The 21,874-nt window shown below is 43.8% G+C and carries 15 protein-coding genes and 1 pseudogene; 10 read left to right on the forward strand and 6 right to left on the reverse strand.

The features are described from left to right. Window positions 1-12 precede the first annotated feature (12 nt). Window positions 13-1,452 (forward strand): APC family permease, encoded by a 1,440-nt coding sequence (locus tag DXA18_RS08880; RefSeq protein WP_118383637.1) that lies wholly within the window; start codon window positions 13-15, stop codon window positions 1,450-1,452. An 80-nt stretch (window positions 1,453-1,532) separates the two neighbouring features. Here the strand turns inward: DXA18_RS08880 and DXA18_RS08885 are convergent, their stop codons facing one another. Beyond that, window positions 1,533-2,519: a LysR family transcriptional regulator gene (locus DXA18_RS08885; protein ID WP_158567109.1), complete on the reverse strand. Its 987-nt coding sequence runs from the start codon at window positions 2,517-2,519 to the stop codon at window positions 1,533-1,535. Between the two features lie 177 nt (window positions 2,520-2,696). Between DXA18_RS08885 and DXA18_RS08890 the strand changes: the two genes are divergently transcribed. The 6 genes and pseudogenes from DXA18_RS08890 (at window position 2,697) to lspA (ending at window position 9,507) form a co-directional block, all read left to right on the forward strand. Then, window positions 2,697-3,485, forward strand: coding sequence for a pseudouridine synthase (locus tag DXA18_RS08890; RefSeq protein ID WP_118383639.1), 789 nt, complete (start codon window positions 2,697-2,699; stop codon window positions 3,483-3,485). Window positions 3,486-3,518: 33 nt separating this feature from the next. Then, window positions 3,519-5,449 (forward strand): annotated as a pseudogene (gene ligA, locus DXA18_RS17415) (NAD-dependent DNA ligase LigA). A 15-nt stretch (window positions 5,450-5,464) separates the two neighbouring features. Beyond that, entirely contained in the window at window positions 5,465-6,907 is a 1,443-nt protein-coding gene (clpX, locus tag DXA18_RS08900; RefSeq protein ID WP_118383640.1) for an ATP-dependent Clp protease ATP-binding subunit ClpX, read from the forward strand. A 51-nt stretch (window positions 6,908-6,958) separates the two neighbouring features. Further along, on the forward strand, window positions 6,959-8,665 hold the full coding sequence (locus DXA18_RS08905) for a S8 family peptidase (protein ID WP_118383641.1): 1,707 nt from the start codon (window positions 6,959-6,961) through the stop codon (window positions 8,663-8,665). A gap of 30 nt (window positions 8,666-8,695) precedes the next feature. Further along, on the forward strand, window positions 8,696-9,037 hold the full coding sequence (locus tag DXA18_RS08910; protein ID WP_118383642.1) for a hypothetical protein: 342 nt from the start codon (window positions 8,696-8,698) through the stop codon (window positions 9,035-9,037). After that, complete coding sequence (gene lspA / locus DXA18_RS08915; protein WP_118383643.1) at window positions 9,037-9,507, forward strand: signal peptidase II; 471 nt, start codon at window positions 9,037-9,039, stop codon at window positions 9,505-9,507. The genes DXA18_RS08910 and lspA overlap by 1 nt, the downstream gene beginning before the upstream one ends. 14 nt (window positions 9,508-9,521) lie before the next feature. Here the strand turns inward: lspA and DXA18_RS08920 are convergent, their stop codons facing one another. Then, on the reverse strand, window positions 9,522-10,460 hold the full coding sequence (locus tag DXA18_RS08920) for a D-2-hydroxyacid dehydrogenase (protein ID WP_118383644.1): 939 nt from the start codon (window positions 10,458-10,460) through the stop codon (window positions 9,522-9,524). A gap of 416 nt (window positions 10,461-10,876) precedes the next feature. Between DXA18_RS08920 and adhE the strand changes: the two genes are divergently transcribed. Continuing rightward, the gene (gene adhE / locus DXA18_RS08925) at window positions 10,877-13,492 is read left to right on the forward strand and encodes a bifunctional acetaldehyde-CoA/alcohol dehydrogenase (protein WP_118383645.1); all 2,616 of its coding nucleotides are present in this window, start codon (window positions 10,877-10,879) and stop codon (window positions 13,490-13,492) included. Between the two features lie 144 nt (window positions 13,493-13,636). Here adhE and upp read toward each other — a convergent pair whose 3' ends face one another. From upp to DXA18_RS08945, 4 genes are all read right to left on the reverse strand, one after another. Next, complete coding sequence (gene upp, locus DXA18_RS08930; protein ID WP_118383646.1) at window positions 13,637-14,266, reverse strand: uracil phosphoribosyltransferase; 630 nt, start codon at window positions 14,264-14,266, stop codon at window positions 13,637-13,639. 68 nt (window positions 14,267-14,334) lie between these two features. Next, window positions 14,335-14,868 (reverse strand): TetR/AcrR family transcriptional regulator, encoded by a 534-nt coding sequence (locus tag DXA18_RS08935; protein ID WP_330424507.1) that lies wholly within the window; start codon window positions 14,866-14,868, stop codon window positions 14,335-14,337. A 209-nt stretch (window positions 14,869-15,077) separates the two neighbouring features. Beyond that, complete coding sequence (gene hypD / locus DXA18_RS08940) at window positions 15,078-17,456, reverse strand: trans-4-hydroxy-L-proline dehydratase (RefSeq protein ID WP_118383647.1); 2,379 nt, start codon at window positions 17,454-17,456, stop codon at window positions 15,078-15,080. Window positions 17,457-17,460: 4 nt separating this feature from the next. Further along, a complete protein-coding gene (locus DXA18_RS08945; RefSeq protein WP_118383648.1) occupies window positions 17,461-18,369 on the reverse strand; it encodes a trans-4-hydroxy-L-proline dehydratase activase in 909 nt (302 codons plus the stop codon). A 344-nt stretch (window positions 18,370-18,713) separates the two neighbouring features. Here DXA18_RS08945 and DXA18_RS08950 point away from each other — a divergent pair, with 344 nt between their 5' ends. Together DXA18_RS08950 and DXA18_RS08955 are read left to right on the forward strand one after the other, a co-directional pair. Beyond that, the gene (locus DXA18_RS08950; protein ID WP_118383649.1) at window positions 18,714-20,786 is read left to right on the forward strand and encodes a beta-L-arabinofuranosidase domain-containing protein; all 2,073 of its coding nucleotides are present in this window, start codon (window positions 18,714-18,716) and stop codon (window positions 20,784-20,786) included. A gap of 22 nt (window positions 20,787-20,808) precedes the next feature. Beyond that, complete coding sequence (locus tag DXA18_RS08955; protein WP_118383650.1) at window positions 20,809-21,873, forward strand: M24 family metallopeptidase; 1,065 nt, start codon at window positions 20,809-20,811, stop codon at window positions 21,871-21,873. Window position 21,874 lies beyond the last annotated feature (1 nt).

Consider the following 21,874-nt stretch of genomic DNA (forward strand, 5'->3'; position numbering starts at 1 on the left):
GAAGGCAAGCGAATGGGTGAAGAACAGAAATTAGAAAAGAAACTGTCAACGACAAGTGTATGGGCATTAGCTTTTGGATGTATCATCGGATGGGGAGCATTTGTGATGCCTGGAGATACGTTCTTAATGGATGCGGGACCGCTTGGGACTTTGATTGGTATGATATTGGCAATTGTTGTTATGAGTCTGATTTCGGTCAATTATAACTATATGGTAAGATTGTATCCAGTGGCAGGTGGAGAATTCAAGTATACACAAATGATCTTTGGAGATGGACATGCTTATTTTTGTTCCTGGTTTTTGTCATTGGCATATATTATGCCGATTGCAATGAATGCAACAGCGTTAGCATTAATTGGAAGAACCTTGTTAAATAGTGTGTTTCGGATAGGACCGCATTATAGTGTGGCAGGATACGAAGTGTATGTAGGTGAAATTGCTCTTGCTGTGTCTGTTAGCTGTCTGCTTGGAATACTGTGTATCAAGGGTGTGAATATGGCTGGTAATTTTCAGATTCTTCTGACAGTTATGCTGGTTCTGGGTGTGGTTGTAATAGCAGTGGCAAGTATAGTGAGTCCAAAAGCATCAGTAGATAATATGAGACCATTCTTTTCGAGTGAAACCTCTAAAATAGCCGGTATATTTTCAATCGTGACAATGGCTCCATGGGCGTTCTTTGGATTTGATACGATACCGCAGGTTGCGGAAGAAAGTAATTTTTCACCTAAAAAAACGAGAACAATTATGATTGCTTCGATTATGTTCGGCGGTGGTGTATATATTATTTTGAATACGGTAACAGCTTTTGTGCTTCCAGCGGGATATTCTTCATGGATAGAGTATATCCGGGAGGCAAAGCAGTTAGAAGGTCTGGAAGCATTACCGACGTTTTATGCTGCATATGAATTGTTGGGTAAGGCAGGACTGCTGTTTATCGGTGTCGCTGTGTTAGCAGCAGTATTATCGGGAATTGTAGGATTCTATATGGCTGCAAGCAGGTTGCTGTTCTCTATGTCAAGAGAAGAGTTCTTGCCAAAATGGTTTGGGGTTGTTGATAAAAAAAGCAAGACTCCGAAAAACGCAATTATTTTTTTAATGATCATAACAATGGTTGCTCCGTTCTTTGGAAGAACTGCGCTGGGGTGGCTGGTTGATATGTCATGCGTAGGTGGTGCCATCGGATATTTTTACACATCGCTGGCTGCATTTAAATGTGCAAGAAAAGCACATTCAACTAATTGCATGATTATAGGTGGAATAGGCGTTGTTTTATCTGTTTTGTTTGCAATTTTGTTATTGGTACCAATTCCGGGATTGAATAGCGTGCTTGGAAAAGAGGCGTATATATGTCTGCTTATCTGGACAGTATTAGGGGTTGGATTTTATGCATATATGCGAATGAAGAAAACTGATGAACCAGTTGAAGTGGTCAGCCTAGAAAATGCAGAATAGTGTGATGTAAAAGTATATATGATGGGAATGTAAAAGAGCACCCGGACAGTGATTTGTCCGGGTGCTCTTTTGTACAGAGATTATTCTTCAAAAATCTCCGATAAAGGCGCTTTGGTCATATAATCCAGAATCAGTGATGTGGGTTCTACGATTTCGTGTGCGTGTATATCCCCACACTTTTGGATGATATAGTCGATGATGTGCTGTGTTTCAGCAGAGATGTTACACTGATTGCGCATGGCGTAAGCAAAAATCCGGTAGGTTTTCTTGGAACTGACTATGCGGTAATAATTTACGTAATTATTCTGGTGGTGTGTAAACCAATAAGGCACAATCGTTGTTCCAATGCCTCTTTCTACCATGGAATGCGCAATGTCCCAGTTTTTGGCGACAAAAATGGTATTTACATCAAGTTCTGCATCTTCGAATAAGGGTCTTATGAATTCTGTGTATGCCTTGGCTGGACCGGAAATAAAAGCCAGCTCATCCAACGTGGATAAATCAACCGTTCCCTTTTCGTTGTGAGCTTCTATCGTTTTATTGATTGTGTGTCCATTCGGAACAGCAAGATAATAAGCTTCGTGACAGATTGTCCGATATATGATATCGGGATGATAGTAAATTGCCGGTATGAATACAATATCGAGCTTTTTTTTGGCAAGCATATTGATAAGGGCTTCCACGGAATCTTCTGATAAATGATACTCACAATCCGAGAAGTGTTTGCAATTTAACAGAAATTCACTGAACCAGGGAACGGAATAGCCAGTAGGACAACCGAAATATATATCCTTTTTTTGAGAATTGGCACAGATTTTCATTTCTTCAATCATCGTGTCAAACTGTGACAATATATCAGATCCCTTTTGAAGAAGAATCTCTCCCGGAGGTGTAAGGACACATTTACCGTTTTGGCGTTCATATAAAGGAAAAGACAGTTCGTTTTCTATACGTTTTATGTATTGACTAAGCGCAGGCTGGCTGATATATAAGGAAGCAGCCGCTTTTTGAAAACTGCCTTCTTCGGCAATTGCTTTGATATAATGAATTGTTTTGAGATCTATCATGCAAACATCACCTGTCATATAAGTATAATTTTATATTAAATATACCATAAAATATCAGAAAATGGAAATGGATTGTAGGGAGAATTCCTTACATTATGCTCGTTGCAAAAAGTACCATAACCCGTTATTATATATAGGAAAGAAAACGTAATATTTTAGGATATAAGGGTATCGAATATGAAGAATCGAATTGAGGAAGAATACAATCGCAGGGAAGTGAAGCCAGTCCGCCTGAATAAGTACATCAGTGATGCGGGTATCTGTTCCCGGCGTGAGGCAGACCGGTTGATCGAAGCCGGTAAAGTGAAGATAGATGGAGTGACGGCATCCTGCGGCATGAAGGTATTGCCGAATCAGACAGTGACAGTTGGCAAGAAGGAGATCCGCGGAAAGAATGCTATGGTAGTGCTTGCAGTGAATAAACCGGCGGGTGTGGTCTGTACGGAAGACATGCGCACGAAGAATAATATCATTCGGTTTCTGGATTATCCGGTACGGGTGACTTATGTAGGACGCTTAGACAAAGATTCGGAGGGACTTCTTCTGATGACCAATAACGGTGACATCATTAATAAAATGATGCGTGCCGGTAACCGTCATGAGAAGGAATACAAGGTGACTGTGAACAAGCCGGTAACGGATGAATTTGTGGAACAGATGGCAGCAGGTGTGCATATTCAGGATAAGGAAAAAGGTCTGGATGCAGTGACCAGACCGTGTACGGTAGAGAAGATTGGAAAATATAAGTTCCGCATCGTGCTGACACAGGGACTGAACCGCCAGATCCGAAGGATGAGCGAGGCGCTGGGGTATAAGGTGACAGAGCTTGTGCGTGTGCGTATTATGAATATCGAACTGGGGAATCTGAAGCGAGGCGAATATCGGAGCCTTACGGATGAGGAACTGAATGAATTATATGAAGAATTGAAAGGCTCGGAGAATGCGCCGGGCGGAAAAGGAAGATAGAAGATTATGAATAACAATACAGATACCAGGAGAATGCAGGAGCTGGTGGAGCTTCTGAACCGGGCGGCGAAAGCCTATTATCAGGATGCGGACGAGATTATGTCCAATTACGAATATGATGCACTGTATGACGAGCTGCAGGCACTGGAGGCTCAGACCGGAGTTACGTTGTCTTCCAGTCCGACGGTGAATGTAGGATATGAAATATTAAGCGAGCTTCCAAAAGAACGGCATCCGAGTCCGATGCTGTCATTGGATAAGACAAAAGATGTTGCCGGACTGCAGGCATTTGCCGGAGACCAGAAAGTGGTCATGTCCTGGAAGATGGATGGGCTGACCATTGTATTAACCTATCGTGATGGCGGTCTTGTGAAGGCGGTTACCAGAGGAAATGGTGAAGTCGGTGAGGTTATTACAGCTAACGCCAGAACATTCAAGAATCTGCCGCTGCAGATTCCGTATAAGGGTGAGCTGGTTCTTCGTGGTGAGGCAGTGATCGGATATAAAGATTTTGAAAAGATTAATGAAGAGATTGCAGAAGTAGATGCCAAATATAAGAATCCGAGAAATCTGTGCAGCGGATCGGTCCGCCAGTTAAACAGCGAGATCACAGCAAAGCGTAATGTGAAGTTCTACGGATTTTCGCTGGTACAGGCAGAGGGTGTGGACTTCCATAATTCCAGAGCAGCGCAGTTAGACTGGCTTGCGAGTCAGGGTTTTGAAGTAGTAGAACATATTGTTGTGAGTCGGGAAGAGATACCGAATGAAGTTATTAAATTTTCGGAAAAAATCGTGTCGAATGATTTTCCGTCTGACGGACTTGTGTTAATATATGATGATGTAGCATACGGTCAGTCTCTGGGCAGAACATCGAAGTTTCCGAGAGATTCATTTGCCTTTAAATGGGCAGATGAGACGAGCAAGACGGTATTGCGTGAGATTGAATGGAGCCCATCGAGAACAGGACTGATCAATCCGGTAGCAATCTTTGATCCGGTGGAACTGGAAGGTACGACTGTGAGCCGTGCTAGTGTTCATAATATCAGCATTATGGAAGAATTAGAGCTTGGTATCGGAGACCAGATCGAGGTCTATAAGGCAAATATGATCATTCCGCAGATTGCAGAGAATCTGACCAGAAGCGGTGTGAAAGATATCCCGAGGTCTGTCCGGTGTGCGGAGGTGCCACGGAGATCCGGAGTATCAGTAACGCCAAAGCATTGTATTGCACCAATCCGGAATGTCAGGCGAAGCAACTGAAGTCTTACGCATTGTTCGTAAGCCGGGATGCGCTGAACATTGATGGATTGTCGGAAGCTACATTGGAAAAGTTTATAGCCAGAGGTTTTATTCATGATTTCGCAGACCTGTTTCATCTGGAGCAGCATCGGGAGGAGATCTGTGAGATGGATGGATTTGGTGAGAAGTCGTATAATAACCTGATCGCCAGTGTGGAGAAGGCAAGAGAGACGACACTGCCGAGACTGATCTACGGACTTGGAATTGCCAATATAGGTCTTGCCAATGCGAAGCTGATCTGCAAGGAAATCGGACACGACCCAGAGAGGGTTAAGGATCTGACCGCAGAAGATCTGGCTGCGATTGATGGAATCGGTGATGTGATCGCGGGCAATTATGTGGCGTATTTTGCAGATGCGGAGCACCGGGAATTATTTGAAAAGCTTCTAAAGGAAGTGAAGTTACCGGAAGAACAGGAAGATGTGGGCGAGCAGACATTTGCCGGAATGAACTTTGTAATTACCGGAAGTGTGGAGCATTTTGCTAACCGTAATGAGGTAAAGACACTGATTGAATCCAAAGGTGGAAAGGTGACTGGTTCAGTAACATCCAAGACCAATTACCTGATCAATAATAACGTGGAATCTACATCCTCCAAGAATAAAAAGGCGAAAGATTTGGGTATTCCGATTATTACGGAAGAAGACTTTTTAAGGATGTTATAAATTAGGAGAAAACGAATGTCAGAAAAAGATAATATGAATCATAATGAATTGGAAAATGAAGTAGAAAAAGTAGATGACAAGGATGTTGTTGTCGAAGATCAGAAGAAAGATGATGATGAATATGAAAAGGTATGCTTCATCTGTCACAGACCGGAAAGCCAGACCGGCAAGATGATGGATCTGCCGAATCATATCAGTGTGTGTCCGGACTGCATGCAGAAGAGCTTCGATATGATGTCAGGCGGACAGATGGATTACAGCCAGCTTCTGAATATGCCGGGAGTGCAGATGTTCAGTGTGGATGATCTTGAGAATGTGATCCCAAAGAAGCAGAAGATCAAGAAGAAAAAAGAAGGCGAAGAGCGTAAGCCGATCCTGGATATCAAGGATATTCCGGCACCGCATAAGATTAAGGCGAAGCTGGATGACTTTGTAGTAGGACAGGAATATGCCAAGAAAGCAATGTCGGTAGCAGTATATAATCATTACAAACGTGTAGCAACGGATACGATGGATGATATTGAGATCGAGAAATCTAACATGCTGATGATTGGTCCTACCGGTTGCGGTAAGACATATCTGGTCAAGACACTGGCGAAACTTCTTGATGTGCCGCTTGCAATCACGGATGCAACGTCTCTGACTGAGGCGGGCTATATCGGTGATGATATTGAGAGTGTGGTATCCAAGCTTCTGGCGGCAGCGGATAATGATGTAGAGAAGGCAGAGCAGGGCATTATCTTCATCGATGAGATTGATAAGATTGCCAAGAAAAAGAATACCAGCCAGCGTGATGTCAGCGGTGAATCTGTTCAGCAGGGCATGCTGAAGTTATTAGAGGGCAGTGAAGTAGAAGTTCCTGTTGGAGCCAACAGCAAGAATGCTATGGTGCCGCTCACTACGGTGAATACCAAGAATATTTTATTTATCTGCGGCGGTGCATTTCCGGATCTGGACAATATTATCAAAGAGCGTTTGACCAAACAGGCAACTATTGGATTTAATGCAGAGCTGAAAGACAAATATGACCATGACAAGAATATTCTGTCTAAGGTAACGATTGAAGATCTGCGTGCATTTGGTATGATCCCGGAGTTTATCGGACGTCTGCCGATTATATTTACGCTCCAGGGATTGGATGAAGATCTGCTGGTTAAGATTCTCAAAGAGCCTAAGAATGCCATCCTGAAGCAGTATCAGAAGCTTCTGGCGTTGGATGAAGTAAAGCTGGAATTTGAGGATGATGCGCTTCGTGCAATCGCAGAGAAAGCAGTGAAGAAGAATACAGGAGCCCGTGCGCTTCGTGCGATCATTGAGGAATTTATGTTGGATATTATGTACGAGATTCCAAAGGATGACAGCATTGGTGAAGTAGTGATCACCCGATCTTATATAGAAGGAACCGGCGGCCCGGTGATCATGCTGCGCGGTCAGGAACTTCCACAGCTGGAAGGCTAATTCGGATACATACCTCATATACTGGATTGAAAGTATATGAGGTGTTTTTATATGGATTTGGAAATGTGCAGGGCGCAGATATTGTCGAATGATTACAGGGATTTTATTGTGTCAACGGATGGTGGAAGGATGAGCCTCCCTGCGCTTCCCGAGGAGGTGTGTTCGCAGGAGGTTGGGGCAGGATACGAGATCGTATATCTGAATAAGAATATTGCAGAACCCATTGATTTTGATCGGTATGTGTATAATGCGGTCCCACAGTGTTACGGTCTTCTGGATATGGATGCCATGAATCAGGCAGGGATCAGTCAGGTGCAGTATTACCCAACGCTGAATGTGGCAGGTGAGGGGGTTATGATCGGTTTTGTGGATACGGGGATTGATTATACGAACCCGGTGTTTCGTAAGCTGGATGGGAGTACGCGTATTGTGAGAATCTGGGATCAGACCATACAGGATGGTTTAGTACCGGATGGATTTGCCTATGGAAGTGAATATACAGAAGAAATGCTCAACCAGGCGTTACAAAGTGAAGATCCGAAAGTAATCGTACCGTCAGAAGATACCATTACTCATGGGACATTTGTGGCGAGTCTTGCATGCGGAAGTGGAAATGCAGAGAATAGATTCCTTGGTGCGGCACCGGAATCAGCGATTGCTATGGTGAAACTGAAGCCTGCCAAGCGCTATCTCAGAGATTTCTACGCGATTGCAGGAGAGGCGGTCTGCTATCAGGAAAATGATATCATGCTGGGAATCCGGTATCTCAGGAATCTTGCACAGAGGTATCAGATGCCATTGGTGATCTGTCTGGCGGTGGGAACCAGTTTTGGCGGACACAATGGCAATAATTCGTTGGACTTTATGCTGCAGATCTATGCCAACTCCAGCAATCAGATCATCGTGAGCGGTACCGGAAATGAAGCGAACCAGAGGCATCATTATCAGGGAAAGATAGAGGCACTTACCGAACGCAGAGAGATTGAACTTCAGGTCGGAACAGGTGTAGAGGCGTTTTCAATAGAATTGTGGGCAGAACTGCCGAATCTGATTGCTGTTTCAGTAATCTCACCATCCGGGGAAGTGCTTCCGCGAATCTCTGTCAGACAGAGCGGGATGTTTTCTTTTCGCTTTTTGTTTGAGCAGACGACTGTGCAGGTATATAATCAGATTTTGTCCAAATTTAACAGTGCGCAGCTGATCTTTATGCGTTTTTTAGCGCCAGTGCCTGGCATCTGGCGGATTGTGGCAGAACCGGTGCGGCTGGCAGGTGGGATTTTCCATCTGTGGCTTCCGATGAAGGAGTTCCTGACAGGCAATGTAATCTTTCTGGAGTCTGATCCGGATACAACGCTTACCGGACCTGGGACAACGAGATCTGTGATCACAGCAGCCTACTATAATGGAGATGAGAATAGTATTGATATTAACTCAGGCAGAGGCTATACTAGACTTAATAGTGTAAAGCCGGATTTTGCAGTGCCGGGCGTGAATGTGACCGGAGCGTTGCCGGGAGGAAGATTCGCAGAGCGAAGCGGTTCCAGCATTGGGGTAGCGATTGCAGCAGGTGCGAGTGCGCTTTTGCTGGAATGGCTGTTGGAGCAGGAAAAGCGGTCGGCAGGTTATGATACGATGCAGCTCAAAGGACTTTTTATATTAGGTGCCAGAAAACGGACAGATATTGAGTATCCAGATAAAGCCTGGGGATATGGTGCATTGGATCTCTATGAGACACTGCGGACGATTCGGGAGTTATAAAACGTATATATACAAGAAAGGATGACAGAGATGGCAGGATTTTTTGATGATTTAGGAAAGAGACTTTCAGAGACGGCAAATGATCTGGGGAAGAAGGCAGAAGATACACTGGAGATACAGAAGAGAAAGAGCGATATCCGCTTTCTGGGTCGGGCAAATGACAGAGATTATATGGATATCGGCAAAATCATATTTGAAAAGTATCGTAACGGTGAAGTTGTTGATACGGATATGGCAGCACTTTGTGAAGCAATCGCTCAGAGAAATGAAGAAGTTACAAAGATTCAGGCAGAGATTGACCGCATCAATGGTGTTGCTGCAGCGGATGCAACGGAAGAGGAAGAGGTTTTTGAAGAGACCTCAGAAGAATAATGAAGTCCAGACTATATCCGGCAGTTGCAGCAGTTATCTGTGGAATGGATCTTTATCTGAAGAGCCGCGTAGAGAAATGTATAAAACCAGGTGAGGAGAAAAAACTCTCCGGCACGCCATTTTCTATCCGCAAGGTGTATAACCGGGGAGTGGCGTTTAACCTGCTGCAGGATCAGCCGAAGACTATGCGGATGCTGACCACATCAGCGGTGGCAGCAGTCGTGGCGTATGATTTTATCTTACTTCATCAGAAAGGCGGACATCTGCTGAAGCTTGGCATGATGTGTATGACTGGTGGTGCGCTCAGTAACTTTGTCGATCGTGTCAGACACGGAAAAGTAGTGGATTATATAGGAATCCGCACCCACTGGGAAAAGTTCTCTTCCATTACCTATAATGTGGGAGACTTTGCTATCTTTGCAGGTGCGGTTATGACTGTACTATCTGAATTTTTTCAGAATAAAAATTAATAATCAGCGGCAGCTTATTTTATATCAAAGAACTCCTTGATCTGTCCCAGGATGATGTCCATCAGTCTGGTGCGTGCCTCTACACTTGCCCATGCAATGTGTGGAGTGATCAGGAGTTTTTTACTGTCTTTGATCCGTCCTAACGGATTATCGGCAAGCATTGGTTCTACGCGGAGTACATCCAGTCCGGCAGCGGCAATCTCGCCGTTCTCCAGTGCGTCAGCCAGATCTTCTTCGACCACGATCGGTCCTCGTCCAACATTAATAAAGATACAGCTTGATTTCATTTTGCTCAGGGCATCCTTATTAATAAGATTCTCTGTATATTTATTCAACGGTGCATGTACGGAGATAATATCGGATTCTGCATATAAGGTGTCCAAATCTACCTGATGATAGCCGTCCTGAGCCGTTCTTCCGGATGCAGAAGCGTAGATGACATTGGCACCAAATGCGGATGCAATCGCAGCTACACGGCGTCCGATGTTGCCAAGACCTATGATTCCCCAGGTTTTACCTTTTATCTCGCAAAAACGCTCGTCGAAGTGAGTGAATACGGTATCTTGCGTATAGGCTCCATCTTTTACATAGTCATCATAGTAACGGAGCTTTTCCAACAGATAGAAGAGCATGGCAAATGTATGCTGCGCCACAGATTCGGTAGAATAGTCTGCTACATTGCGCCATGCGATACCGTGGCTGTCCAGATAATCCTTGTCCAGATTGTTGGTTCCCGTTGCAGTCAGGCAGACCAGCTTCAGGTTCTTGGCTGCACCTACGGTGGTTTCGTTGACAGGGATCTTGCTGAGTACGGCGATATCCGCATCGGCAATCAGTTCTGGTGTCTGTTCGGCAGTTGCGATTGGGTATTTAACGACTTCTCCAAGAGCATCAAATCCGGAAAGATCAATGTCGTCTCCGATGCTCTGTGCTTCTAGAAATACGATTTTCATGGCTTATCCTCCTAAAAAAATTCCGTATACATTGTAACGCATCTTTTTCAGAATAGTCAATCTAAATAAAGTATAGGCAAATGTGAACAAAAAATAAAAATAGAACACGCTCTGATTGTTAAAAATGTATAAAAACGTGTGTAATTTAGACTAATAATTAACCAAAAAAACAAATAAAAGAAGTCAATTGACTGACAAAATACACAAAAGATGGAATGTGATTGATAAGAATGGTAGTAATTAGTACTACTAAACACTATTTAAAGATAATTATTTCACAAGTAGTGAAAAAATTAACCTGTGTGACACAAAAATGTCAGTAAATTTAGCAAAAAATACTTGAAATTTACAAAATAATATGGCACAATACAGTCAGAGATTAGAGCCAAACAAAAATACATATTAAGGAGGAAGTTATGGCAAAGAAAGAAGAAATCAAAGCACCGGAAGTTAATACACCTGAATGGCTGGAGCAGAAGATGGCCAAGATGAAAGAGGCCCAGAAGATCTTTGCAACATACACTCAGGAACAGGTTGATAAGATCTTTTTCGAAGCGGCTATGGCAGCTAATAAGGCACGTATTCCGCTGGCAAAGATGGCAGCCGAAGAGACAGGAATGGGAATCGTAGAAGATAAGGTAATCAAGAACCATTACGCAGCAGAGTATACTTATAATAAATATCGTCACCTGCAGACATGTGGTGTTCTGGAAGAGGATCCTGCATATGGTATTAAGAAGATCGCTGAGCCGGTTGGCCTGGTAGGAGCTATCATTCCTACAACGAACCCGACATCTACAGCTATCTTCAAGACATTGATCTGTCTGAAGACAAGAAACGCAATCATCATCAGCCCACATCCACGTGCTAAGAAATGTACAAGAGCAGCAGCTATGCTAGTAGCAGAAGCAGCTGTAAAAGCTGGTGCACCGGAAGGTATCATCGACTGTCTGGAAGAGCCAACCGTTGAGATGTCCGGTCTGATCATGGCTAATGCAGATGAGATTCTTGCAACAGGTGGTCCGGGAATGGTAAGAGCAGCTTACTCATCAGGAAAGCCGGCACTTGGTGTAGGACCTGGTAACACACCGGTTATCATGGATTCAAGCTGTGATATTCAGACAGCAGTGTACTCAGTTATCCATTCTAAGACATTTGACAATGGCATGATCTGTGCATCTGAACAGTCTGTTACAGCAATCGCAGACATTTATGACGAAGTACGCGCTGAGTTTATCAAACGTGGATGTCATATGCTTAATAAGAAAGAACTGGATATGGTTCGTGAGATTATCCTGACACCTGCAGGAAGCGTTAATCCTAAGATCGTAGGACAGCCTGCGGCAGAGATCGCTAAATTAGCTGGATTTGAAGTACCTGCAGATACCAAGATCCTGATTGGTGAGGTTACATCTGTAGATGTATCTGAGCCATTTGCACATGAGAAGCTGTCTCCGGTACTTGCTCTTTACAAAGCAAAAGATTATGAGACAGCACTTCAGATGGCTGAGCAGCTTGTATCTGACGGTGGATACGGACATACATCATCTCTGTACATCAATGTAAATGAAAAAGAGAAGATGGCTGAGCATGCAGCACGCATGAAGACCTGCCGTATTCTGATCAACACACCTTCTTCTCACGGTGGTATTGGTGACCTTTATAACTTCGGATTAGCTCCATCACTGACATTGGGATGCGGCTCTTACGGCGGCAACTCTGTATCAGAGAACGTAGGTCCGAAACACCTGCTGAACATCAAGACCGTTGCCGAAAGGAGAGAAAATATGCTGTGGTTCAGAACACCTCAGAAGGTATACTTTAAGAAGGGTTGCCTGCCAGTAGCACTGGATGAATTAAAGAATTATTATGATAAGAAAAAAGCGTTTATCGTAACTGACGGATTCCTGTTCAGCAGCGGTATGACAGCTCCTATTACTGATAAACTTGATGAGATGGGCATTCAGTATGCATGTTTCTATGAAGTAGCACCGGATCCGACACTTCAGATTGCAAGAAAAGGTCTGGAGCAGTTAAAGGCATTCCAGCCAGATGTAATCATCGCTCTTGGCGGTGGATCATCTATGGACGCAGCGAAGATCATGTGGCTCATGTATGAGCATCCAGAGTGTAAGTTCGAAGACCTGGCTATGGACTTCATGGATATCCGTAAGAGAGTATACACATTCCCGAAGATGGGTGAGAAAGCTATGATGGTAGCAATTCCTACTTCATCAGGTACAGGTTCTGAGGTTACACCGTTTGCAATCATCACAGATGCAGACACAGGTACAAAATGGCCGATCGCTGACTACGAGCTTCTGCCGAACATGGCAATCGTAGATACAGACTTCATGATGACTCAGCCGAAGGGACTGACCAGTGCATCAGGTATCGATGCCCTGACACATGCTCTGGAAGCATACGTATCTATCATGGCTACAGATTATACAGATGGTCTGGCTCTCAAAGCTGGTAAGAACATCTTTACATATCTGCCAGATGCATACGAGAAGGGCGCTGCTGATCCGATTGCAAGAGAAGGAATGGCTAATGCATCTACAATGGCTGGTATGGCATTTGCCAATGCATTCCTGGGAGTTTGCCACTCTATGGCACACAAGCTTGGTGCATATCATCACCTGCCACACGGTATTGCTAACGCATTGTTGATCGAGCTTGTTATGAAATACAATGCAGATCCGGCACCGGTTAAGATGGGAACATTCTCTCAGTATCCATATCCAAAGGCTAAAGAGAGATATGCTGAATTTGGAAGATTCTGTGGCGTAACAGGTAAGAATGATGACGAAGTATTTGATAACTTCATCAAAGCTATCGCAGAACTGAAAGAAAAAGTTGGAATCAAGAGAACAATTAAAGAATATGGTGTTAAGGAAGAAGACTTCCTCGCTACATTGGATGAAATGGTAGAGAATGCATTCAACGACCAGTGTACAGGTGCTAATCCAAGATATCCTCTGTTCAAAGAAATTAAGGAAATTTATCTGAAAGCGTACTACGAAGGATAATAAGTTTCTCCAAATATGTTATATTTATAAGATTAGAGAAAGGCACTGCCGCATCAGCGGTAGTGCCTTTCTCGTTGGCATATATAAGAACAGGACGCTTATTCCGGCGTCCTGTCTGAAAATACAATTAAAATATCATGTGGATTATTTGGTTCCGAAGATACGGTCTCCGGCATCTCCAAGACCCGGGCAGATGTAAGCATCTTTGTTCAGCTCACGATCAACATGTCCGATATAAATCTGTACATCCGGATGAGCCTCGTGTACACGCTTTACGCCTTCCGGTGCTGCGATAATGGACATGAGTTTGATGTGCTTTCCGCCGTGCTGCTTGATGAAGTCAAGAGCTGCGATAGCAGATCCGCCGGTAGCAAGCATCGGATCGGTAACAACAATCAGTCGTTCATTGATCGGATCCGGAAGTTTGCAGTAGTATTCGTGTGGCTCGTGAGTCTCCTCGTCACGATATAGTCCAATATGTCCTACCTTTGCAGACGGTACCAGTGCAAGGATGCCATTAACCATACCAAGTCCGGCTCTTAAGATCGGTACAACTGCAAGTGTCTTGCCGGCAATGACTGGAGTCTTGCAGGTTTCGATCGGAGTCTCTACTTCAATATCTTCAAGCGGAAGATCACTCAGAGCTTCAAATCCCATTAACATGGCTATTTCTTCTACCAGCTTACGAAATTCATTAGTTCCTGTATGCTTGTCGCGCAATTTTGAAATCTTATGCTGAATCAGTGGGTGTTTTAGTTCGAATACGTTTTCCATGATTTTCCTCCTCGTGTGAAATACGTTTTCTCTATTATAATTCGTAACAGCGGTATGCGTCAATGGGTTTAAGCTTTGAAGTGCTCCAACATGACAGGCATACACTTGTGACTGTATTCGCTCAGCGAGAATTCACCTCTGCTGAGGCACCAGTCAGACACTAATGCGCGTTCACACATGGTAAAATACTTGGTAATCTCTATAGCGGACATGTCATTTCGAATCTGCCCGCGCATCTGACCTTCTGTAATAATGCGGGTGATAAATTTGTAATATGTGCGGTTCTGATCCAGGAGATTTCGCTGTCCCTGTGATACGAGCTGGGTAGAGTAGAGGGATGCGATCAGATCAATGCTGATATTTTCCTCGATCATTTTATGGGCTTCGTAATTCACATTCAGAAGCTTTACAAAAGAATTGAGATCAGGATTCATTCTGCTTTCCAATTCTTCATAGAAATCGTCCAGAATCACAGACAGAGTATTGAGCAGTTCATCTTTGGTATTGAAGTAGTAATAAAATGATCCCTTTGATGTACCAGACAGAGCAATGATATCATCCACGGTAGTACCGTTATAGCCTTTTTCATGAAAAGCTGCCATGCTGCGGTTACGATTCTGTTCTTAGCGCTTTTTCCTTTTTTTGTACGTTCCATAGATTCTCCTTGAAAACAAAATGTAATTGTTAAATATTCTATCACAAGCCATCAGCATTCTGCAAATAGTTTGTGATAAACGAGAAGACCTTTACACATGAGCGCGTGTGAAAGGTCTTCTCAGACTTTAAACTGCTAAGCAGTTATTTGTTTGAGTTAGTTGAAGGACTGCTCTGTACGGTTAATGATCTCATCCTGCAACGGCTTAGACAGGTTGCGGAAGAAGTCGCTGTATCCGGCTACACGAACGATCAGATCCTTGTAGTCATCCGGATTATTCTGAGCATCGATCAGAGTCTGTCTGTCGATGACATTGAACTGTACATGATGTCCGTCCATAGCGAAGTAGCTGCGGATCAGGCTTGCCATGTTGTTCAGACCTTCCTCGCCGGCAACTACGTCAGGAGTGAACTTCTGGTTCAGCAGAGTACCTGCTGTTGCCAGGTGATCCATCTTAGCGCAGGATTTGATAACAGCTGTAGGACCATTCGTATCTGCAGATTTTTCAGGAGAAATACCTTCGGATACAGGTACGTTAGCTTTACGTCCATTAGCTGTTGCTCCGATAACTTCACCGAAGTATACGTGGCAGGTAGTCGGAAGCATATCTACGCCATATTTACCACCCTTCATGTTCGGACGACCTGTGATCAGATCATGGTACAGATAGAATACATCTTGCATCAGATCATCAGCGTAGTCATCATCATTGCCATACTTAGGTGATTTGTCATGAACCATACGGTAAATAGCATCATATCCTTCGAAGTTGTGATCCATTGCTTCGATTAGCTCTTCCATTGTGAAGTTTTTCTTGTCATATACGTTGTATTTAACAGCTGCAAGACAGTCAGAAATAGTTCCGATACCTACACCCTGAATGTAGTTGGTATTGTATCTTGCACCACCTGCATTGTAATCTTTTGCATTGCTGATACAGTCGTTGGTTACAACTGACAGACAAGGAGCCGGCATATATTCTGCGTACAGCTTCTCGATCACGTTGTTACCGCGAAGCTTGATATCGATGAAGTGTTTCATCTGTTTCTTGAATGCTTCCCACAGTTCTTCATATGTCTTGAAGTCTTTTGCATATCCGAGTTTCAAACCAAGCTGTTTGCCGGATACATTGTCATATCCATTGTAAAGTGTGAGCTGGAAAATCTTTGGAATGTTCATGTATCCGGTCAGGATATATGCTTCGCTTCCCCATGCTCCTGTCTCAACACATCCTGAAGAACCGCCGCGGCGTGCGTCTTCCAAAGATTTACCTGCGTTGATAAGCTCCATAGTCTGAGCTTCTGTATTGTAAAATGCAGGCTGTCCCCATCCCTTTCTGGAGATCTCGCATGCTTTCTTTAAGAACTTGGTCGGTGTTTTCTTACTGATGGTTACATTGGAGTTAGGCTGAACCAGTTTCATATCGTCCATGCAGTCAAGAATTAGATAGCTGACAGCATTAACGCCGTCTTTGCCATCTGGTGTGACACCACCGGTATTAATGTTGGCGAAGTCTGTGTAGGTAGCACTTTCTTTTAATGTAATACCTACTTTGACAGGTGCCGGCTGGTTGTAGAACTTAACCCATAAGCACTCCAGAAGCTCCAGAGCTCTTTCGTCATCCAGAATACCTGCTTCTGTATCTGCCTCATAGTATTTGATCAGATGCTGATCCATACGTCCCGGGCTGAATGCATCCCATGGGTTCAGCTCTGTTGTAACTGCAAGGTGTGTGAACCAGTATAACTGGATTGCCTGCCAGTAAGTCTGTGGAGCATGAGCAGGTACGACTTCCAGATTGGCAGCAATCTGCAGAAGTTCTGCCTTACGTGTCTCGTCTGTCTCTTTTTCAGCCATCTCGAGAGCCAGTTTGTGATATCTCTCACCAAGAATGATCACTGCATCGCAGGAGATATCCATAGCTTTCAGTTCTTCTAATTTATCCAGGGCTTCCGGATCGTTCATGAAATCCAGGGAATCCATAGTCTTTTTGATTTTTTCTTTGTAATCCATGTATCCGGTTGTGAACACCTGCTCGCCGCCGCATGTGTGTCCAGGACCTCTCTGTTCCATGAATTCTGTGAACATACCTGCCTCGTAGCAGTCGTGCCATTCCGGAGTCATCATGGAGAGAAGCTTCTCGCGCATGGTCTTACCTTTCCAATAAGGAATGATCTCTTCTGCCTGAAGCTTTCTGTCTTCTTCGGTAGTGTGGAAAGATACCAGATCACGCTCGCTCATAACGGTCATATCCTCTACGCTGTGGCAGCACAATTCCGGGAAGGTAGGAGATGCCTGTGGATCTTTACCCTTTTCTCCGACGATCAGTTCGCCGTCTCCCAGATACAGAGTCTTTTTGGAGAAATATTCTTTCAGAACCATAGATCTCATAACCGGGATAGAGTATTTACCCTCATTTTCTTTGTAGAAATCAGTCTCGATCTTAGCTCTTTCCAGGTCGATATGTACCGGAGTGTTAACGCTGAGATCTCTTAATTTCTGGATTCTTTCGTTCATGCCTCGTTTTGTTGCCATTTTCCTAACCTCCTATTTTGGTGTTTTGAAATCCTGCATCCTTGAAAAGCTGCACAAAGCTTTCCATTTCTTCTTTGGATGGTGCATGTAAATCTGTTCCTTTATATTCCATATCCAGCTTGGCGTATTTGCCGCTGCCTGTATCATGGTAAGGCAGGAGATTGACCTGAGCCGGATGGATGTCGTGTTCTTTCAGAAACCTAATCGTCTCTGTCATATTCTGTTCATTACCGTTGACCTCTTTAATAGTAGGAATCCGGATATAAATGCGGGCGCCTGCATTAGAAAGCTTCACCAGATTCTCGAGGATCAGCTTGTTGTCGACACCGATATATTTTTTGTGAAGTTCTGGATCCATAACTTTGATATCATATAAAAATGTATTCACATATGGAAGAATTGCTTCAAATTTATCATAAGAAACCTGACCACAGGTGTCAATGGTAAGGGTGATATCTTCATGCTTTAATGCTTTGGCAATTGCAAGAATGTAATCAGTTGACATGGTCATGACCTCTCCGCCGGAGAGTGTAACACCGCCGCCGGAATCTTCATAGAACATCAGGTCTTTCTTTAACTCGCGGACCAGACTCTTGACGGAGTATTCTTCGCCGATGATCTCACGGATACCTTGCGGACAGAAGTTCGTACATTTGCCACAGAGCTGACAGAGGGTCTTATCGAGTACCGGCTTGCCCTCCTGCATCGTGATCGCACCGGACGGACAGACCTTAGCGCAACAGCCGCAACCCGCACATTTCTCAGAATCATATTGAAGCTCTTGCTCATAACGCTGTGTCTCAGGGTTGTGACACCATTCACATTTAAGCGGACAGCCTTTGAAAAATACGGTTGTGCGGATTCCGTCACCATCATGTATAGAGAATTTTTGAATGTTGGTAATCAGATTCATCGCATGTTTATTCCTTTCTTTTAAGGTTTGTAGACTATGGTTTGTACTATGGTCTAAAAGTACCATATAGCGGTCAGATTGTCAATAGTTTGACAGGTGAAAACGAAAATGCAAGAAATAAAATAAAAAAATTCAAAAAAAGACTGGAAATAATTTAGACTATAGTATATAATCACGTCAAGCGTTACCAAAGAAGGCATCCTTAAAAAGGTGCCTTTTTTTGCACTTTTTTAGACAATTTATGAAATGCGTCTAAAAATCATGAAAAATGGCAAAGAGGAATTGAACTTTGGTCTAAAAAGTGTTATATTATTAACGTGTATAAAATTATAGAGGATGTCAATATGAACCTGAACGACCAGAAAGTAGTACAAAAAGATATGGATTTTCTTTATCTTGGGAATTTGAAGACTGTGACGTTTAATCTTGCACTTCCTGCAAAAGGGAAGTACGGATCAGAGATTAACTGGAGCTCAGGAGAAGAGCGTTTCCTTGATACAGATGGCAGGGTGAACCGTCCGTTATATGGCATGGGAAACCGGGAAGTGCTTTTGACAGGTACTTTTACATACGGAGAAGCTACTGCCAGCAAAGTATATGCAGTGACGATCCTGGAACAGGAGAATCCACAGCAGAATGCAGACACATATCCTATAGAAGTTACTGTACAGGGAAGACCTGATAAAGATGCAGAAGTTTATCAGAACGCAGAGGCAGAGATCCGGATACTTCCGGGGAATGCATTTTACGAGGCTCAGGAACGGATGCATAAGTATTTGCTTTCGATGGATGATGACAGTATGCTGTATCATTTCAGGAAGGCGTCGGGGCTGGACACCGGAGGAGCTGACAGTCCGGATGGATGGGACGCCGATGAGAGCAAGCTCAAAGGACATACCACAGGACATTATCTTTCAGCACTGGCACTTTGTTATCGGGCTACAGGAGATGAGAAGATCCGGGATAAGGCAGTCTACATGGTAGACGAACTGGGAGAATGCCAGCGAGCATTTCAGAATATAGATGGTATTCAGAAAGGATTCTTAAGCGCATACTCGGAAGAACAGTTTGATCTGTTAGAAGAGTATACACCATATCCTAAAATCTGGGCTCCATACTATACACTTCATAAGATTATAGCAGGACTGTTGGACTGTTACCTATATATAGATAAGAAAGAAGCGCTTTCTATTGCAGAGCAGATGGGAGTGTGGACCTGGCACAGATTATCACAGCTCCCGGAAGCACAGCTTAAGAAGATGTGGAGCATGTACATAGCCGGAGAATTTGGCGGTATGAATGTGGTAATGGCACAACTTGCTGAACTGACGGGAAGAGAAGAATTCCTGAAGTGTGCCGGATTATTTGATAATGATAAGTTATACCGACCACTGATGCACTATCGGGATCAGTTGAATGGAATCCATGCGAATCAGCATATTCCACAGATTCTGGGAGCAATAGAGATCTATAAAGCATCAGGGGATCTGAAGTATCTGGAAATGGCAAGAGCGTTCTGGACGACAGTAACGGAGAACAGAACATATGCCACAGGAGGTGTCGGTGAGGGCGAAATGTTCCAGGGGTACCGGGAGATCGGAAAGCTTCTGACAGCATCGACTCAGGAGACATGTGCTTCTTATAATATGCTGAAGCTTACCAGAGAACTGTATCAGATGGATCCTGACAGCAGGTATATGGACTATTATGAAAAGACTCTTTATAATCACATTCTGGCAACGCCGGATGAAAGCGGGAGCGGAGAAAGTACTTATTTCTTTCCGCTTGGACCGGGGATGAAGAGAGAGTTCTTATTTGAAAACAGCTGTTGTCATGGAACCGGCATGGAGAGTCACTTTAAGTATCAGGAAGGTATGTATTTCCAGAAAAGGGATGCATTCTTTATAAATATGTATATACCGTCTGAATTTAGCCAGGATGATATGAGGCTTCATATGGAGTGTGTATCACAGCGCAGACAGGAATATGAACTGAGGATTCAGAATGGCACATTTCGGAAGTTATATCTTCGCTATCCGGAGTGGGCAGATGAATGTTTGCTGGAGATGGATAGAGAAGTGTTGGAGACGAAGAAAAATAAAGCCGGGTATATCGAAATTACGATGCACTCCGGTGATGTGAAACTTCGGATTCGGTGGATGCCGGGATGGAAGGTACTCCGAACACCGGATGAACCGGAAAAAGCGGCAATCCAGTATGGACCATATATTATGGCAGCAATTTCGGATGAGAAGGAGTTCCTGGAACTTCCAATCAAAGAGAATGAAATCGCAGATCGGGCGGAATGGATGGATGAGTATGAAGACGGCCTTGCATTCAGACTCGGAGACTGGAAATGGATTCCGGTTTACGAAGTAGGAGACAGAGCGTATCATGTATATACAATTATTAAGTGAAAGGCAGGTATAAGCAGACGTTATGAATCGATTAGAAGAATTAAGAAGCTATATGGAAAAAGAAGGACTGGACGGATTTTATATTGCAAAACCGGCTAATGTCAGATGTATCAGCGCATACACCGGCGATGATTCGTACCTGTTTATCGATAAAGCAAATCAGTATTTTATCACAGATCCGAGATATACCGAGCAGGCAGGCATGGAGTGCCCGGATTATGAGATCATTAACTGGAGATCAACCAGTATTGGTAATGTGATCGCAGAACTGTGTAAAAAGGATGGCGTTAAGACCATTGGTTTTGAACAGGATTATCTTACATTTGCAACATGGAGATCCATGCAGGATACGATTGATGCTGAATTAGTACCTACACTGAACGTAGTTGAGAGATTCCGTGAAGTGAAGACACCGGAAGAGATCCAGAAGTTAAGAGTTTCCTGTGATATTGCTTCCAGAGCATTTGATAAGATTCTTCAGGACATCAAAGTAGGAGTGACAGAGAAGGAACTCGCTTCCAGGTTATCACATTACATGGTAATGGAAGGAGCAGATACCAAGCCGTACGGCGGAATCCTGATCTCAGGACCTAAGACATCACTTCTTCATGGCATTCCGGGAAATAGAGCCCTGGAATACGGAGATTTCGTGCTGATGGATTATGGATGCCAGTATGATGGCTATCTTTCCGATATGACAAGAACTGTAGTTGTCGGTAAGGCAACACCGAAGCAGAAAGAAGTATATAACATTTGCAGACAGATGACAGAGGATGTTGAAGCAACAATCAAACCGGGAGTTACTGGTGAGGACTGCTATCAGGCATCTCTGAAAGCGATAGAAGGAACTGAATATATGCCGTATAACTATACGGGAATCGGTCATGGAGTAGGCTTGTTTGTACATGAGCTCCCATTTATTGGTAAGAACCATACCGATGTGCTGCAGGCAGGCAGCGTAATGACAGTAGAACCAGGTATTTATATCCCGGGATGGGGTGGTGTCCGGATCGAAGATCAGGGTATCATTACAGAGGATGGATATGAGAACCTGATAAGTGCTACACATGAGCTAATAGAACTTTAAA

Origin of the sequence: Dorea sp. AM58-8 (assembly GCF_003464045.1) — a bacterium.
In the GTDB taxonomy this organism is placed as follows: domain Bacteria; phylum Bacillota; class Clostridia; order Lachnospirales; family Lachnospiraceae; genus Claveliimonas; species Claveliimonas ammoniilytica.

Excerpts from the sequence above, each read along its gene's own strand:
- DXA18_RS08955 (WP_118383650.1), top strand. The coding sequence starts at position 20,809 with ATGAATCGATTAGAAGAATTAAGAAGCTATATGGAAAAAGAAGGACTG.
- adhE (WP_118383645.1), top strand. The coding sequence starts at position 10,877 with ATGGCAAAGAAAGAAGAAATCAAAGCACCGGAAGTTAATACACCTGAA.
- lspA (WP_118383643.1), top strand. The coding sequence starts at position 9,037 with ATGAAGTCCAGACTATATCCGGCAGTTGCAGCAGTTATCTGTGGAATG.
- DXA18_RS08950 (WP_118383649.1), top strand. The coding sequence starts at position 18,714 with ATGAACCTGAACGACCAGAAAGTAGTACAAAAAGATATGGATTTTCTT.
- DXA18_RS08905 (WP_118383641.1), top strand. The coding sequence starts at position 6,959 with ATGGATTTGGAAATGTGCAGGGCGCAGATATTGTCGAATGATTACAGG.
- DXA18_RS08890 (WP_118383639.1), top strand. The coding sequence starts at position 2,697 with ATGAAGAATCGAATTGAGGAAGAATACAATCGCAGGGAAGTGAAGCCA.
- DXA18_RS08910 (WP_118383642.1), top strand. The coding sequence starts at position 8,696 with ATGGCAGGATTTTTTGATGATTTAGGAAAGAGACTTTCAGAGACGGCA.
- DXA18_RS08920 (WP_118383644.1), bottom strand. The coding sequence starts at position 10,460 with ATGAAAATCGTATTTCTAGAAGCACAGAGCATCGGAGACGACATTGAT.
- DXA18_RS08935 (WP_330424507.1), bottom strand. The coding sequence starts at position 14,868 with ATGGCAGCTTTTCATGAAAAAGGCTATAACGGTACTACCGTGGATGAT.
- DXA18_RS08885 (WP_158567109.1), bottom strand. The coding sequence starts at position 2,519 with ATGATAGATCTCAAAACAATTCATTATATCAAAGCAATTGCCGAAGAA.
- DXA18_RS08880 (WP_118383637.1), top strand. The coding sequence starts at position 13 with ATGGGTGAAGAACAGAAATTAGAAAAGAAACTGTCAACGACAAGTGTA.
- DXA18_RS08945 (WP_118383648.1), bottom strand. The coding sequence starts at position 18,369 with ATGAATCTGATTACCAACATTCAAAAATTCTCTATACATGATGGTGAC.
- hypD (WP_118383647.1), bottom strand. The coding sequence starts at position 17,456 with ATGGCAACAAAACGAGGCATGAACGAAAGAATCCAGAAATTAAGAGAT.
- clpX (WP_118383640.1), top strand. The coding sequence starts at position 5,465 with ATGTCAGAAAAAGATAATATGAATCATAATGAATTGGAAAATGAAGTA.
- upp (WP_118383646.1), bottom strand. The coding sequence starts at position 14,266 with ATGGAAAACGTATTCGAACTAAAACACCCACTGATTCAGCATAAGATT.